This window comes from Planctomycetota bacterium (genome assembly GCA_033763975.1).
Classification (GTDB): domain Bacteria; phylum Planctomycetota; class Phycisphaerae; order Phycisphaerales; family UBA1924; genus RI-211.
Genome location: JANRJM010000018.1, coordinates 251,703 through 267,167 on the forward strand (window position 1 = coordinate 251,703; position 15,465 = coordinate 267,167).

General features: G+C 69.0%; 9 protein-coding genes and 1 pseudogene. 5 read left to right on the top strand and 5 right to left on the bottom strand.

Going from position 1 to position 15,465, the window contains the following annotated elements:
- Nucleotides 1-193 precede the first annotated feature (193 nt).
- Nucleotides 194-3,433, bottom strand: a complete 3,240-nt coding sequence (locus SFY69_12985; protein MDX2132957.1) for a serine/threonine-protein kinase — start codon at nt 3,431-3,433, stop codon at nt 194-196.
- 144 nt (nt 3,434-3,577) lie between these two features.
- The gene (locus SFY69_12990; GenBank protein ID MDX2132958.1) at nt 3,578-4,240 is read right to left on the bottom strand and encodes a sigma-70 family RNA polymerase sigma factor; all 663 of its coding nucleotides are present in this window, start codon (nt 4,238-4,240) and stop codon (nt 3,578-3,580) included.
- 452 nt (nt 4,241-4,692) lie between these two features.
- Here SFY69_12990 and SFY69_12995 point away from each other — a divergent pair, with 452 nt between their 5' ends.
- The 3 genes from SFY69_12995 (at nt 4,693) to SFY69_13005 (ending at nt 9,548) form a co-directional block, all read left to right on the top strand.
- Complete coding sequence (locus SFY69_12995) at nt 4,693-5,553, top strand: hypothetical protein (GenBank protein ID MDX2132959.1); 861 nt, start codon at nt 4,693-4,695, stop codon at nt 5,551-5,553.
- Between the two features lie 140 nt (nt 5,554-5,693).
- Complete coding sequence (locus tag SFY69_13000; protein ID MDX2132960.1) at nt 5,694-6,338, top strand: ECF-type sigma factor; 645 nt, start codon at nt 5,694-5,696, stop codon at nt 6,336-6,338.
- Between the two features lie 12 nt (nt 6,339-6,350).
- Nucleotides 6,351-9,548 (top strand): serine/threonine-protein kinase, encoded by a 3,198-nt coding sequence (locus tag SFY69_13005; GenBank protein MDX2132961.1) that lies wholly within the window; start codon nt 6,351-6,353, stop codon nt 9,546-9,548.
- Between the two features lie 216 nt (nt 9,549-9,764).
- Here SFY69_13005 and SFY69_13010 read toward each other — a convergent pair whose 3' ends face one another.
- The gene (locus SFY69_13010) at nt 9,765-10,148 is read right to left on the bottom strand and encodes a glyoxalase (protein ID MDX2132962.1); all 384 of its coding nucleotides are present in this window, start codon (nt 10,146-10,148) and stop codon (nt 9,765-9,767) included.
- Between the two features lie 422 nt (nt 10,149-10,570).
- A pseudogene (locus SFY69_13015) lies at nt 10,571-10,897 on the bottom strand (ankyrin repeat domain-containing protein).
- Nucleotides 10,898-11,436: 539 nt separating this feature from the next.
- On the opposite strand from SFY69_13015, the gene SFY69_13020 reads away from it, so the two are divergent.
- Nucleotides 11,437-11,820 (top strand): metalloregulator ArsR/SmtB family transcription factor, encoded by a 384-nt coding sequence (locus SFY69_13020; protein ID MDX2132963.1) that lies wholly within the window; start codon nt 11,437-11,439, stop codon nt 11,818-11,820.
- Nucleotides 11,804-13,186 carry an arsenite methyltransferase gene (gene arsM / locus SFY69_13025; GenBank protein ID MDX2132964.1) on the top strand — a complete coding sequence of 461 codons (1,383 nt, stop codon included), beginning with the start codon at nt 11,804-11,806 and terminating at the stop codon, nt 13,184-13,186. Before SFY69_13020 ends, arsM begins: the two co-directional genes overlap by 17 nt.
- Before the next feature lie 7 nt (nt 13,187-13,193).
- Here arsM and katG read toward each other — a convergent pair whose 3' ends face one another.
- Nucleotides 13,194-15,440 carry a catalase/peroxidase HPI gene (gene katG, locus SFY69_13030; protein ID MDX2132965.1) on the bottom strand — a complete coding sequence of 749 codons (2,247 nt, stop codon included), beginning with the start codon at nt 15,438-15,440 and terminating at the stop codon, nt 13,194-13,196.
- Nucleotides 15,441-15,465: the final 25 nt, after the last annotated feature.

A 15,465-nucleotide genomic window follows, 5' to 3' on the forward strand; every position in this document is an offset into this window, starting at 1 on the left:
AGCACAACCAACCGCACAGGCGACGGTGTCGCCGTGAGCGGCATGAACGGTCCATCCGACTGCTTCAAGCCACGAGCGTCTTCACAGAGTCGTCATGGTCTCCGACACCTGCAGCTTCCTTCACGGGTGCACTCGCGTGCATCCCGGCATACATCTAGGCGTGGGTGCCAGACAGGCAGGTTGAGATGCCAGCTCACGGTCGGCTCGGGTCGGGCGGCCCGACGGCCGCTTTGGCGCGGGTCCAGAACGCGGACCATCGAGCGCGCTCTGGCTCGGGCATCGTCCCGGTCAGATCCGCCTCGCGCACAGATCGGAGTTCCGGCGCGGACTCCCAACCACGGATCACTCTGCGCGCCGCATCCTTGCTCCTCGAGTCACTCCCGCCGATCTCCTCCAGAGTACGAAGGCGACCCGAGAGCAGCGCGAGTGCCAGGTCACGCCAAGCCGTCCGGTCGGCCTCGGAGAAGTGCGGAGCATCCGTTCCAGCGCCGGACGCGGCCAGCACAAGCGCTCGTGCCGCGGGATCTACCCACTGCTCGGGCGCAGGAGTCCGGCTCGGCAGGACCTCTGACCACAGCTGGGCACACCGCGCGAACCGCTCCGACGAATGGCAGGCGCCCAGCAGAGCACGGCGCGAGTGGTCGTCGACGGGCACGGAATCGCCGCGAACGAGAGCGACGAGGTCTGGAAGCACGAGAATCTCCGCTTCTCGACGAAGAATGTGGTAGATCCACGCTTCGCGGTTGTTCGCCGCGGACATGGTCCAGTCGAAGCCGACCACCGCGTCCGCGAGGTGCTGGCGCGCGATGGCGTGCTCTCCCATCTTCGCTCGGCACATGGCCGCCACGAGCCCGGGCGCTGGCCCCAGCACTCCCGCCGACTCGCCCTCGACGATCGTCGCGGCGGCGGCGAAGTTTCCCGCACGGTAATCCGCGAGCGCTCGCGCGAAGCGAAAGTAGGGGAATGCCCAAGAGTCTCTCGTCGCGGGCGCGGCGAGGGCGCGGTCGATCAGCGCGGCCGCACGGGTCAACTGTTCGGGATGGGCCGCGGGAGCGAGCACGCACGCCCGTCCGATCCGCTCGCACTCGTTGGGGTCTGTCGCGTCTCCGAAGCGCTCCAGCAGTTCCCGGCAGGCGACCTCGTACGACGCTGTGTCTTCGTTGAAGAGACACAACTCCGCGTAGCCGTCCCAGTGCGTGAGTGTGTTCGGCGTGCGCTGGAGTTCGCTCCGCCACATCGAGGCCGCCAGGTGGTGCCGACCGCACTTGAGGAGATACGCACGGGTGCCCCACGCATCACTCCACTCGCCTGGGCTCAGCTCCAGGGACCGCAAGTAACTGTCGGCGGCCTGCTCGTGCATTCCCAGATTCGCGTAGGTCCAGGCAAGCTCCCGTCGCAGTAGGGCATCCGTCTCGTCGTGCGGCAGCGCGGCGAGATAGCACTTGAGAGCGTCCTCGTGACGCCCGGCGTTTGCAAAGGTCAGCCCCATGCTCTTCAGCGGGTCGATCGCACCGGGGTCACATTCCAGGGCCGCTCGGAAGCACCCGATGGCTTCGTCGTGAAGCCCCAGCGTGCCGAGTGCACGTCCGAGGTTGTAGTGCGCCGCCATCGTGTCTGGTCGGAGCGCGAGGGCGGCCCGGTAGTACCCGACCGCTTCGGCGTGACGACCGTGCCGCTTGAGCGAGTTGGCCATCGAAGACGCCAGCCAGAAGTCGTCCGGATGAGCGGCTTGTGCGCGAAACAGAAACGGAAGGCTGTCGACCCCGGACGCGTTCATCGCCTCTGCGAACGCGTACAGGAAGGTGACCGGCTGCTCGCGCACCGGCGCCGTGCCGGCGACGGCCAGCAGCGAGTCTCCCTCTCCGGAGAGCATCGCCTCCCGAGCCGAACACCGCCATCCGTGCGGATCGACCGCGCGGTCCGCGAGGCCGACGACCGCACCGAGCCACGACCGCTCGCGGGGGTCGCTGGACGCAAGCCGCCAATCGTCGAGCGCGCCGATCAGCACCGGCGCAATCTCGGACCCCACGATTCGCGCCGCGACTGAGTCCGGTTCATCGCTGATCGTCCCGAGGCCGGAGGACTGGAACGCGTGGGCGTACTCCCCGGTGGCTCGTCGATCGTTCAACGTGCCGTCCTCCGAACCAGCGCGCAGCAGCCGGACGGCGTCGAGACGATCCACGAGCATCAGTTCGGATTGCGAGCGGTTGATCCGATCTTGCAGGTCCGACGGACCGTGTGACCCGATTCGAATGGCCGCTCGATCAAGCGAAGAACGGGCCTCGTCCCATTCGCCTCGGCGCTGATGCTGAACCGTGGCGCTGAGGTCCGCTTCAACTTCCGCGATGCGCGCTGCTCGCGCCGAAAGCGCCCACAGCAGCGTGCCCCCCGCGGCCAACGCCCCAACGACTCCCAACGAGAGCATCGTCGCCTTTGCGGGCGATCTCCGCGCCCACTTCGCGGTCCGCTCCGCCAGTCCCGTAGGCCGCGCAGAAATGGGCCTTCCCGAGAGGTAGCGCCGCAGATCGTCCGCCAGGGCCTGCGCCGACGCGTAGCGCGCCGCGGGGCTCTTGTGCAGGCACTTCAGGCTGATCACGTCCAGATCCGCGGGCACGAGGCCGTTGAGGCGTCGCGCGGGCGTGGGATCGTCGTAGAGCAGTTGTCGCTCCGTGTCTCCCGGGGAATCGCCAAGGAACGGCGGGCGGCCCGTCAGCATCTCGTACAGCACGGCGCCGAGCGAGTAGATGTCGGTCGGAGGCCCCACCGTGCCTTCACGACCGATCGACTGCTCCGGCGACATGTAGCTCGGTGTGCCGAGACGAGCCCCGCGCAGTGTGAGATCGGGACCTCGCTCGTACCACCGCGCCAGCCCGAAATCGCTGATCTTGGGCGTGCCGTCTGACGTGAGCAGAATGTTCGCCGGCTTGAGGTCCCTGTGGATGATGCCGCCGATGTGCGCGACCTGAACTGCCTCGGCGAGCGTGGCAACAAGGTGTGCGGCCCGGCTCGCGGCCGGGAGGGCGTGCGAGAGCGCTTGCGAAAGGCTCCCGCCGTCCACGTACTCCATCGTGAAGTAGGGGCGGCCGTCAAGATCTCCGGTGTCGTACACCTGCACGATGTGCGGATGACGCAGCCCCGCCAGAGCCTGCGCCTCCCTGAGAAACCGTGACTGCTCCGCCGGCGAGGCGAACCCGCCGGACAGCAGCATCTTGACCGCGACGACACGGTCGAGCTTCTGATGCCGCGCCATGTACACCACGCCCATGCCGCCGCGCCCGAGTTCGCGCAGAACGCTGTAGCCGGGGATGCAGGGCAGAGCCGCGCCGGGCAGAGTGTCAGACGTCCCCGCTTCCGATGGAGTGGGAGCATGGGTCGGGAACAACCCCGCCACTTCCGCTTCGACAGCCCTCAACTGACGCAGGCTGTCGACCACGGCCGGGAGTAGCTCGCGGCATCCGTGGCAGACCTCCTCGGGAGCCCGTCCGGAGGCCACGATCTCCTCAAGCAGTTGGTCCACTCGCGGATCTCTGCCCATGAGTGCCTCGTTCCTCGCACCGGGACTCGTTGCAAGAGTCAATCACAGCGGCGTGTCGTCAGACGCTCTGTTCTCACGCTGATCCATATCGCCCCCGCGATCGTGTCCTCGGGGCGCAAGATCCTGGAGCGACGAGGTAAGCAGCACGAGTGCCCGACTCAATCGTCGATGGACTGTCCGATCGGTCGTTCCGATGATCTCTGCGGCTTCGCTGTGCGTCATCCCCTGAAGCCGCACAAGCTCGAATGCCTCGCGTTCGTCCGGAGGCAAGCGGTCGATCGCCTCGAAGATCCGTCGGGCATTCGGGCTCAGTCCCGACGCGCTGCGCTGAGGTGCCGGTACTCGGGATTCGCGGACCTCGAACGCTCGAGGACGATCATCCAGGCTTCGGGCAAGGCTGTTGAGCTCCCAACGAATATGCTGATTGGCGAGGCCGAAGAACTGGCGCACCGTCGGCGGGCGCGCCTCTCGCATCGCTTTGATCAGCCTCTCCACCAGCGCGCCCAGCAGTTCCTCCGCTTGAAGGTCCGTGGGGGGGCGTGTCAGGCGCTGATAGTCTCGAAACAGCATAGAACCGCAGAGCATCTGCAGCCGCCCCACAGATTGAGAAAGGAGCTCGCGAACGATCGGTTCTGCGGGGGAGGCGCCGTTCAGTGCGTTCAGATACTGCTGAACCAGGATCGTGGTGCGATGATCGGCGCTCATGGACAGAGGATATCGCATCTCCACTCCGCCGGCCCTCCGGGTCCAATCCCTCGCATCAGAATCATCCGAAATCATGATGCCTGCACGCGGCGACGTCGCTTGGAGGGCGGAGATCGGGCTCGCATGGCCTACGTGTGGCCTGTGAGCGCGGAAGGTCGTTTCAAGATTGGAGCATCGCAATGCGTATTCGAGCTGGCGTTTCGCCCATCCGTCCTTCTCGTTCGACCCGCGCCGCGTGTGTGGCGGCCGCGGCCGGATTGCTGGCGGCAGCGACGGGCACATCGGCCCAGTCCATCACGAGCATCGGCGTGCCGCCGGGAGGTTCCTGGTCGTTCGCGAGCGCTGTGAGCGGCAATGGCTCGACGGTCTCGGCGAATGTTGACTTCGCGAGTGCCCATCGCTGGACAGGGTCGGGGCTTGCCGACATCGGCATGCTGCCGGGGGCAGCGGCAATGTCGGCCGATGACATCAACGAAGACGGCTCGGTGATCGTCGGGAGCGCGTTCCTCGCGGTCCCCGAAGAGACAGTCCGCGCCCATCGCTGGACGTCCTCCGGGGGCTTGCAGGACCTGGGCGTGGTTCCGGGGGGCACCGCGTCCATCGGCGGAGGCGTCAGCGGCGACGGCACCATCGTGACGGGCGTCTCATTCGACGTTGACTTCAACGGTATCGCGTTCCGCTGGACGAGCGCTGGGGGCATGCAGTCCATCGGCACGGTGCCCGGCGGCACGACCTCCGAGGGCCGGCGGGTGAGCCGCGATGGCAGCACGATCATCGGCGTCGCGGGCACGCCCGAGGGCGACCGTGCGTTCGCGTGGACCCAGTCCGGCGGCATGCAGAACCTGGGCCTGCTCTCGCCCGGCGACAGCGGGTCGAGCGCGTTCGGCGTGAACGGTGACGGCACCGTCGTCGCGGGCTTCAGCGGGAGCACCGCGACGATCTGGACCAACGGCGTCGCCCAAGACATCGGCATGCTCCCCGGCGCCGACCTCTCGATCGCCTACACCCTCAGCGACGATGGCTCGCTCGTCGGCGGCTACAGCTTCTTCGGCCAGGACCCCGTCGCCACGCTCTGGTCGCAAGCGCTGGGCACTGTGGACCTCAACACCTACCTCCCGACGCTGGGGATCGACCTCACCGGCTGGGAGTTGGACTACACGCGCGACATCTCTTCGGACGGCACCACCATCGTCGGCGATGGCCTGTTCAACGGCGAGCCACGTGGGTGGGTCGTCACGATCCCCTCGCCCGGCACGGCCGCGATGCTGGGTGTCGGAGGGCTGATGGTCGCGCGGCATCGCCGCCGCCGATGAACGAGATCTGGCGAGCACGCTCACAACAGCCACCGCGACCCCGGCACGCACGGCCGGGGTTGCGGTGTTGCCGCTCCGCGACTTGGAACGTCCGCAGAAGGGCGCGGCGTCCGTCTTCAAACTCGTTTAGTATCTGGGGGATGTCTTCAAACGAACCCTCGCCCGCAGCTCGGCCGAACACTCCGCCTTCCCGTGCCGCGTCCGAGGATGCCACGGTTCTCATGGTCGCGGCGGCGAACGGGGACGCGCGGGCGGCGCAGCAGTTGTTGCCGCTGGTGTACGAGCAGTTGCGCAAAGCCGCGCAGCTCAGCATGCAGGGCGAACGCGCCGGGCACACGCTGTCGGCGACGGCGCTGGTACACGAGGCGTACATCAAGTTGTCGGGCCCGCGCCAGGTGCCCTGGGAGGGGCGCGGGCATTTCTACGCTGCCGCAGCGGAAGCGATGCGGCAGATCCTGCTCGATCATGCCAAGGGGCGTTTGCGGCTCAAGCGAGGGGGTGGGGGCCCGGGAAATGAGGCCGCCCGAAGACAGCCCGCGAGCAACTTCGAGGATGTCGCCGCGTTGTCGCAGCAGGAGCCCGAACAGATCGTGAGGTTCGATGATCTGGTCCGTCGCTTGGAGGCGGAGTCGCCCGACGGCGCGGCGATCGTGCGGCTGCGGTTCTTCGCGGGTCTGAGCGTAGAGCAGACGGGCCAGGTGCTGGGGCTTTCCACGAGCACGGTGGACCGTCGCTGGGCGTTTGCGCGGGCGTGGCTGTTTCAACGCTTGCACGAGCAGGCATGAGAGAAGGGCATCATGGCCGGGAAGCTGCAGGAGGTGTTTGAGCACGTGGTCGGCCTCGAGCGGGCCGAGCGCGAGGCATACCTCGACACCGCGTGCGGCGGCGACGCGGTGCTGCGGGCGGAGGTGGAGGCACTCTTGCGTGCGCACGACGGCGCCGCGAACTTCATGGCATCGCCCACGGCTGATTCCTCGGCCGGGGCCATGCTGACGGTTGTGACGCCGTCGGCGGCCGCGACCGTCGACGGGGGGCTGCGTGAGGGACCGGGCAGCAGGATCGGGCCGTACAAGGTCCTGCAGCTCATCGGCGAGGGCGGCTTTGGCTCGGTGTTCATGGCAGAGCAGGCGAAGCCGGTCTTGCGCAAGGTCGCGCTCAAGATCATCAAGCTGGGGATGGACACGCGCCAGGTGGTGGCGAGGTTCGAGCAGGAGCGGCAGGCGCTGGCGATGATGGACCACCCCAACATCGCGCGGGTGCTGGATGCCGGCGCGACCGACACCGGACGGCCCTTCTTCGTCATGGAGTTGGTCAAGGGCGACCCGATCGTTGAGTATTGCGACAAGCACAACCTGAGCATCGAGGATCGGCTTGAGTTGTTCGCGCAGGTGTGCAACGCCGTGCAGCACGCGCACACCAAGGGGATCATCCACCGCGACATCAAGCCCAGCAACGTGCTGGTGAGCACGCAGGATGGCAAGCCGCACGCCAAGGTCATTGACTTCGGCATCGCGAAGGCCACGGCGAGCAAACTGACGGAGAAGACGCTCTTCACGGAGCACCGCCAGTTGATCGGCACGCCGGAGTACATGAGCCCGGAGCAGGCGGAAGGCTCGCTTGACATCGACACGCGGACGGATGTCTACAGCCTCGGCGTGCTGCTCTACGAGCTGCTCACGGGAACGACGCCCTTCAGCAGCAACGAGCTGCGTTCGGCGGCCTACGCGGAGATTCAGCGGATCATCCGCGAGGTTGAACCGCCCAAGCCCAGCACACGTCTGAGCCAGAACGCGGACACCATCGCGAGCATCGCCGCGAAGCGGCAGATCGAGCCCAGGCGCCTCGGCACGCTGGTGCGGGGCGAGCTGGACTGGATCGTGATGAAGGCGTTGGAGAAGGACCGCCAACGCCGGTACGAAACTCCCAGCGGGCTGGCCGCGGACATCTCTCGGTACCTGAGCGGCGAGGCGGTGGTGGCCGCGCCGCCGAGCAACGCGTACCGCGTCAAGAAGTTCGTCGCGCGGAACAAGGGCCCCGTGCTGGCGGGGAGCGCGGTGGCCGCGGCGCTGATCTTCGGGCTTGCCGGCACGGCGTGGCAGGCAAAGGTCGCGAGCGAGCAGCGCGACGTCGCGCTCGCGGCGCAGATCGCGGAAGCCGATCAGCGCCGGCAGGCCGAACTGGCGCGCGCGGAGGCGCTGGAGCAGAAGGCGCGCGCCGAGGCGAACGAGGCCGAGGCGAGGTTGCAGAAGCGCATCGCTGAGGGCGTGGTGAAGTTTCAGTCCGACATGCTCGCCGCGGTCGATCCGTTCAGCCTTCCCAAGGACCCCAAGACCGGCGAGCCGCTGAAGGACCGCGTTACGGTGCTGCAGGCGCTCGAGGCCGCCCTGAACGCCATCGACGAGGGGTCGCTCGACGGCCAGCCGCTGGTCGAGGCGGGCGTGCGAAGCACCATCGGCAACACGCTGCTCGCGCTGGGGCGCTATCAAGAAGCCTTGCCCGTGCTGCAACGGGCGCTGGAACTTCGACGGGCGAGCACTCCCGGCGGCAGCCTCGAACTCTCTCAGAGCCTCGACTCGCTCGCGTCGATCCACCAGTACCTGTCGAAGCACGCCGACGCCGTGCGGCTCTACCGCGAAGCGCTCGAGATGCGTCAGCGATTCTCGCCCGCGGGCGATCCACTGATCGGCATCGCGATGGGGAATCTCGGCCAGAGCCTGTGGGCACTCGGCGAGTTTGCCGAGGCGGAGTCGCTCCTGCGCGGGGCGCTGGCCATCGAGCTGGACCAGCCCTCGAAGGCTCCCGGTGATCGGGCACACATACTCGACAATCTGGCGAAGGTTCTGACCGAGCTCACCAAGCTCGACGAGGCCGAACAGCACATGCGAGCGGCGCTCGACCTGCGCATCGCCGCGTTTCCGCCCGGGCACCCCGAGATCGCTATGGGCGAGGGCAATCTCGCCACGGTGCTGATCGCCGCCGACAGGCACGCCGAGGCCGAGCCACTGCTGCGATCGTCCCTGGCGATTCGGCGCGCCGCGTATTCCGCCAACCACCCCGAGGTCGCCGTCAGCGTGCGAAAGCTCGCGGCTGTTCTGCGCAAGCTGGACAAACTCGCGGAGGCCGAGCCACTCTATCGCGAAGCGCTGGCGATCGACCGCGCGACGCTGCCCGCGGGGCACCCCTCGATCGCGGCATCGCTCAATGGCCTCGGGCTGCTGATGCGGGACATGAAGAAGGATGACGAGGCCGAGCCGCTGTACCGCGAAGCGCTGGCCATCCGGCGTGCGGCGTTGCCCGCCGGGCACACGGACATCGGCACTTCTCTCAACAACCTGGCGGCGCTGCTGCGCGACCAGGGCAAGCTCGACGAGGCCGAGCCGCTCTACCGCGAATCGCTGGCGATCCGCCGCGAGTCACTGCCGTCCGGGCATCCGAGCATCGCGCTGGCACTGCACAATCTGGCCAACCTGCTCGGGCAGCAGAACAAGCCCGCCGAGGCCGAGCCTTTGTTCCGCGAGGCGATCAAGATCCGTCGTGCGGCGCTGCCCGCCGGGAACGAGAGCCTCGTGAACTCGGTCAGTGGGCTCTGTGGCGTCCTGCAGGCGCAGGGAAAGTTCGCCGAGGCCGAGCCGCTCGCGGAGGAGTTGCTTGCGGGCAACCGCGCGACCCTCCCGGCGGGGCACGAGAAGATCGCGAACGCGATGAGCACCCTGGCGGCGGTGCGACACGGCCTCGGCAAAGCCGTCGAAGCACGCGCGGGCTGGGATGAGGCCATCGCCATCCTCCGCGCGAGGTTCCCGAACGGGTCCGCACAGCTCGCCCGCGCGCTGTGGTGTTCCGGCTCCGCCCGCTTCGAGAACAACGAGCTCTCCGCCGCTCGCGCCGAACTCGAAGAGGCTGTCGCGATGGGCGAGAAGGCGCTGCCTCCCAATCATCCATACCTCAGGGTCTACACCGAGACGCTGGCGAAGTGCAGGGCCGCGGGCGCGAAGTAAGCACCACGAGAGCGGGCTGTCCCGCGGAAACCTCTGCGGCAGGATGGCGCGTGGTTAGTTCGCGGCGCTCGCGATGAAAACGAATCGGTTGATCCGCGGCTGTTGGGGCCCGGAAGATCCTTCGGCCGCCGACCGGTCGAGATGCACGTGTGCGGGCACAACGGGCTAGCACCGTTGCCGAAGGACCGATTGGTACTCTGCCACCGCACGCGCGGGCTAGCCGCCCTTGACCAGGTCTGAGGGCCAGCCGATGCGAACCAGAAGGCCGTCCGGCCCGGAAATGCCGACCTCGTAGAGGCCCCACTCGCGGTGGCGGAGCACGCCGCCGGGGCGGATGATCAGATCGTCAACGCGGGCGGCGATCTCCGCGACCTGCGGCGTGCGGATGAACACGCCGAATGGGTTGCTCTCCGAGGGCACTCGCCACGGGCCCTTGCCCGCTTGCGTCAGATGAACTTCACATCCCCAGCCCGCCATGATGATGTACTGGACGTGCGCGTTCACACGGGCGAACCCGAGCCGCTCCCAGAACGGCACGGCGGACGGCAGGTCGTTGCTGGGCACGATGGCAAAGGCACCAACCGTCGGGGGTGTGGACATCTGTGTGCTCCGTGGCTGCTGATGCCGCGGTGCGGATTCGTCGAGCCGCAACGGCGGCCCGGGACGGGTCGACTGAGAACGACCGGCTAGGGCACCCGCGACGCGACCAGCACGCTGACGTGATCGACGATTTCGAGCGTCTGCGCGTCCGGGTTGGCGCCGGAGAACCGGACGCGCACCGCCGGCGCACCGGCGGGGAAGAAGGTGTGACTGCCCGCGTGGCGAAGCACGCCCGCCTGCTCGCCGTTCACGCGGAGGATCAGGTCGCCGTTGTTGTTCAGGCGAATCTCGACACCGGGCCCGTCGGGCGCGGTGTTCGCGAACCGGCCGACATACGCACGCTTCTGATCGTCGGCGAGCGGCGTCGTCTCGGGCCGCACGCCCGCGTCGCCCAGGCTCTCGAGGAACGCGAGCGTTTCGGCGGCGGGCTCGCCGCCGGCCTGCGCGTGCGCCAGCAGCGGGATCCCGTGCGGGCCCGGCGTGCGCTGGATGCCCGGCGATGCGGCGATCATCGCGCGGACGGCCTGTGTGTGCCCGAGCATCGCGGCCGCGAAGATGTCCAGGCGTGCACCCCGCTCCAGGAGCAACTCGGCGATGTTGCGTCGCCCGGTGTGCGCGGCGGCGCCGAGCGCCGTCTCGAAATCGCCGAACCCCCAGTCCCAAGTCGCGTTCACCAGGGCGGGATACTGATCGAGCAACTCTCGCGCCCGGTCGATATCGCGGTGGCAGACGCCGACCAGCTCGCGCACGCGGTCCGCCGGCTGGCGGGGAAAGTCGGCCGCGACCGGCGTGCGCGCGGGCGCGTCGGAATCGTCGACCAGGGCCGTGGCGCGCCCAGACAGCCCGAGGATGCCCGCGGCCGCACACGCACCCGGAGCGACGGTCAGGAAGCCACGACGTGAAAGCGCCATGTGTGTGCCTCGCGTGGGGTGACAGGTTCGAGAGTTCAGCGCCCGCCCTTGCCGCGCACTGTAGCCGCCGGTCGTGCGCGATCGCACGGAGCCGGAGGTTGAGGCGGCATCACGCGAAGCCCGTGCGTGCATCGCGCCGGCTCAGGATGAGACGTCGCGTCGAAGTGCCGTCTCTTATCCGCGCGATTCTGCATGACCATCGGCGAGCCCGAGAGGTGGCGATGCCGCCCGGCTCCCCGTGGGATGACGTGTGACTCCGCCTGTGCCTGACGCCCGAGAACACGGAGGGGACGACGTCCACTCTGGGGCGGGGCGGACGCGCGTCGTTCGGGCCGCGTCGCCTTGACTCCCGGCAACGCGGCGCCAATACTTGCATCGTGACGCAAATACGCAAACGACCGCCCGCGACCCCCCGCCAGGCCGCCGCCCGAAGAGGGCCGATCGACCGGCGTCTGGACCCGGCGTTATTCAAGGCCCTGGCGGACCCGACCCGGGCGATGCTGGTGGCGTGCATCGCGAAGTGCGCGCGGGGGTGCACGGTGGGAGAGATGGCCGAGTGCTGCGACGTGGACGTCTCGGTGGTGTCGCGCCACCTGGCGCTGCTCGCCCGCGCGGGCGTGCTCGAGGCCCGGCGCAAGGGGCGGACGGTGTCGTACCGCGTGCGGTCCGGAGAGTTGTGCCGCGCGCTGCGAGAACTGGCGGACGCGCTCGAGGCGTGTGCGCCGGCGGAGGAAGGAGGGTGCGATGGCACCTGCTGCTGAGCGCCCCGCCGTGCTGTTCCTCTGCACGGGCAACTCCTGCCGAAGCCAGATGGCCGAGGGATGGGCCCGCGCCCTGCACGCCGGGCGCTTCGACGCCTACTCGGCGGGCACGCAGCCGCACGGCCTCAACCCGCTCGCGGTGCGGGTGATGGCCGAGGCGGGCGTCGACATCTCGCGCCACGCGTCGAAGACCGCCGCGTCGCTGGCGGGCGTGCCCATCGACCTGATCGTCACGGTGTGCGACCGCGCGCACGAAGCCTGCCCGCTGTTCTCGGAGTACACGCGGACGGTGCACGCGCCCTTCGACGACCCGCCGCGACTGGCGGCGCACGCGGCCAGCGACGACGACGCCCTGCCGCACTATCGGCGGGTTCGTGACGAGATCCGCCGATTCGTGGAAGCACTGCCCCAGACCCTCTTTGGAGACTCGACCATGACGAAGCGTTCATGCTGCGACGATTCCTGCTGCCCCCCGGCGACCGCTGCAACGACCACCGTGACGGCCGCCGCCGCCACCGCGCCCCTTGCCTCGACGGCCGACATCGTCCGCGAACAGGTCCGCGCGGGGTACGCGAAGATCGCCGGCGGGGGCTGCTGCGGCCCCAGCGGGAGCGGCGGGGGCTGCTGCGGGGCGACGGCGTTCTCGCCCGACCAGCTCGCGCAGGCGATCGGCTACGCGAGCGGCGAACTCTCGGCCGTGCCGGACGGCGCCAACATGGGCCTTTCGTGCGGCAACCCCACGGCCATCGCATCGCTCCGTCCCGGCGAGGTCGTGCTCGATCTCGGCTCCGGCGGCGGGTTCGACTGCTTCGTCGCCGGACCCAAGGTCGGCGCCGCCGGGCGCGTCATCGGCGTCGACATGACCCCCGACATGCTCGCCAAGGCCCGACGCAACACCGCGTCGTACCGCGCGCAGACCGGGCTCGACAACGTCGAGTTCCGCCTGGGCGAGATCGAGTCGCTGCCCGCGGGCGATGCGAGCGTCGACGTGGTGATCTCCAACTGCGTGCTGAACCTCTCGCCCGACAAGGCGCGCGTGTGGCGTGAGATCGCCCGCGTGCTCAAGCCCGGCGGACGAGTGGCCGTGTCGGACCTCGCGCTCGTCCGCCCGCTGCCCGACGCGGTGCGCGACGATGTCGAGGCGCTCATCGGGTGCGTCGCCGGCGCGGTGCTCGTGGAAGAAACCCGCGCGATGGCCGCGGCGGCGGGGCTCAGCGATATCACGCTCACGCCCAAGCCCCAGTACATCGACGCGATGACGAACTGGGAAGACCCGCTGTACCGGCGGATCGTCGAGAAGCTGCCCGCGGGCTCCAAGCCGAGCGACTTCGTCACGAGCCTGGACGTCTCGGCGGTGAAGCGCTGAGCGTCGTCTAGCCGAGGTCGAAGCGGTCGAGGTTCATGACCTTGGTCCACGCCGCGACGAAGTCGCGGACGAACTTCTCGTGCGCGTCCGCGCTCGCGTAGACCTCGGCGAGGGCGCGCAGTTGCGAGTTGGACGCGAAGACAAGGTCCGCGCGCGTGCCCGTCCAGCGGGGCTTGCCCGTGGCGCGGTCGCGACCGTCGAACAACCCGGGCGCGCCCGGCGTCCACTCCGTGCGCAGGTCGAGCAGGTTCACGAAGAAGTCGGTCGTGAGAACCTCGGGGCGATCGGTGAAGACGCCGTGCGTTGAGCCGCCAGCGTTCGCGCCGAGCACCCGCAGCCCGCCGACGAGCACGGTCATCTCCGGCGCGGTGAGCGAGAGCAACTGCGCCTTGTCGACGAGCAGGGCCTCGGCGGGCACCGCCGACGGGCCCAGCAGGTAGTTGCGGAAGCCGTCCGCGAATGGCTCCAGCACGCGGAACGACTCGACGTCGGTCTGTTCGGCGGAGGCGTCGGTGCGTCCCGGAGTGAACGGCACGGTGATGGTGATCCCCGCGGCGCGGGCCGCCTGCTCCACGCCCGCGCACCCGCCGAGGACGATGAGGTCCGCCAGCGAGATGCGCGTGCCGCCGGCCTGGGCGGCGTTGAACGACCTCTGCACGTTTTCGAGCGTCTTCAGCACTTCCGCGAGGCGCGCGGGCTGGTTCACGTCCCAGTCGTTCTGCGGCGACAGGCGGATGCGCGCCCCGTTCGCGCCGCCGCGCTTGTCGGAGGCGCGGAACGTGGAGGCCGACGCCCACGCCGTGGAGACAAGCTGCGAGATCGACAGGCCCGACGCGAGGACCTTGGCCTTGAGCGACGCGATGTCCGCGTCGGCCACGAGCGGGTGATCGACCGACGGGAGGGGATCCTGCCAGATGAGTGCCTCGCGCGGGACTTCAGGCCCGAGGTAGCGGGCGCGCGGGCCCATGTCGCGGTGCGTGAGCTTGAACCACGCGCGGGCGAACGCGTCGGCGAACTGGTCGGGGCGCTGCATGAAGCGGCGCGAGATCTTCTCGTACGTGGGGTCGAGGCGCAGCGAGAGATCGGTGGTCAGCATCGTCGGCGGGTGCTTCTTGGATGGATCGTGCGCGTCCGGGATGATCGCGGGCGCGTTCTTCGCGACCCACTGGTGCGCGCCCCCCGGGCTCTTGGTGAGTTCCCACTCGTGCCCGAAGAGCATCTCGAAGAAGCCGTTGCCCCACTTCGTGGGCGTGGGGGTCCACGTGACCTCCAGCCCGCTGGTGATCGTGTCGCCCCCCTTGCCCGATCGGTAGCTGTTCTTCCAGCCCAGGCCGACGAACTCAAGCCCCGCGGCTTCTGGATCGGCGCCGACATGGGTCGCGGGGGCCGCGCCGTGCGTCTTGCCGAACGTGTGCCCGCCGGCGATGAGCGCGACGGTTTCCTCGTCGTTCATCGCCATGCGGGCGAACGTTTCGCGGATGTCGCGGGCCGCGGCGATCGGGTCCGGGTTGCCGTCGGGCCCCTCGGGGTTGACGTAGATCAGGCCCATCTGCACGGCGCCGAGAGGGTTCTCGAGGTCGCGGGTGTGCATGCGCCCGTCGGCGGTGTCGTCCGCCGCGAGCACGCCCTTGCCCGGCGGCTTGTCGACGCCCTGCGACCCGCGGGCGTACCGCACGTCGGCGCCGAGCCAGGTCTTCTCGGCGCCCCAGTACACGTCTTGATCCGGCTCCCAGACATCCTCGCGTCCGCCGGCGAAGCCGAAGGTCTTGAAGCCCATGGTCTCGAGCGCGACGTTGCCGGCGAGGATCATGAGGTCGGCCCACGAGATGCGCTGGCCGTACTTCTGCTTGATGGGCCAGAGGAGTCGCCTGGCCTTGTCGAGGTTGACGTTGTCGGGCCAACTGTTGAGCGGGGCGAAGCGCTGCTGGCCGCGCCCGCCGCCGCCCCGCCCGTCGCCGACGCGGTAGGTGCCGGCGCTGTGCCAGGCCATGCGGATGAAGAGCGGGCCGTAGTGCCCGAAGTCGGCGGGCCACCAGTCCTGCGAGTCGGTCATGAGGGCCGCGAGATCGCGCTTGAGCGCGTGGTAGTCGAGGCTCTCGAACGCGCGCTTGTAGTTGAAGCCCGGCCCGAGCGGGTCGGACTTGGGCGAATGCTGGTGGAGCAGGTCGAGCCGGAGCTGGTTGGGCCACCAGTCACGGTTCGTGGCGCCGGCGCCGGGCGCGGCGCGGAACGGGCACTTCGTCTCGTTGGCCATCGGATGTCCCCCTTGCTGACTAGTC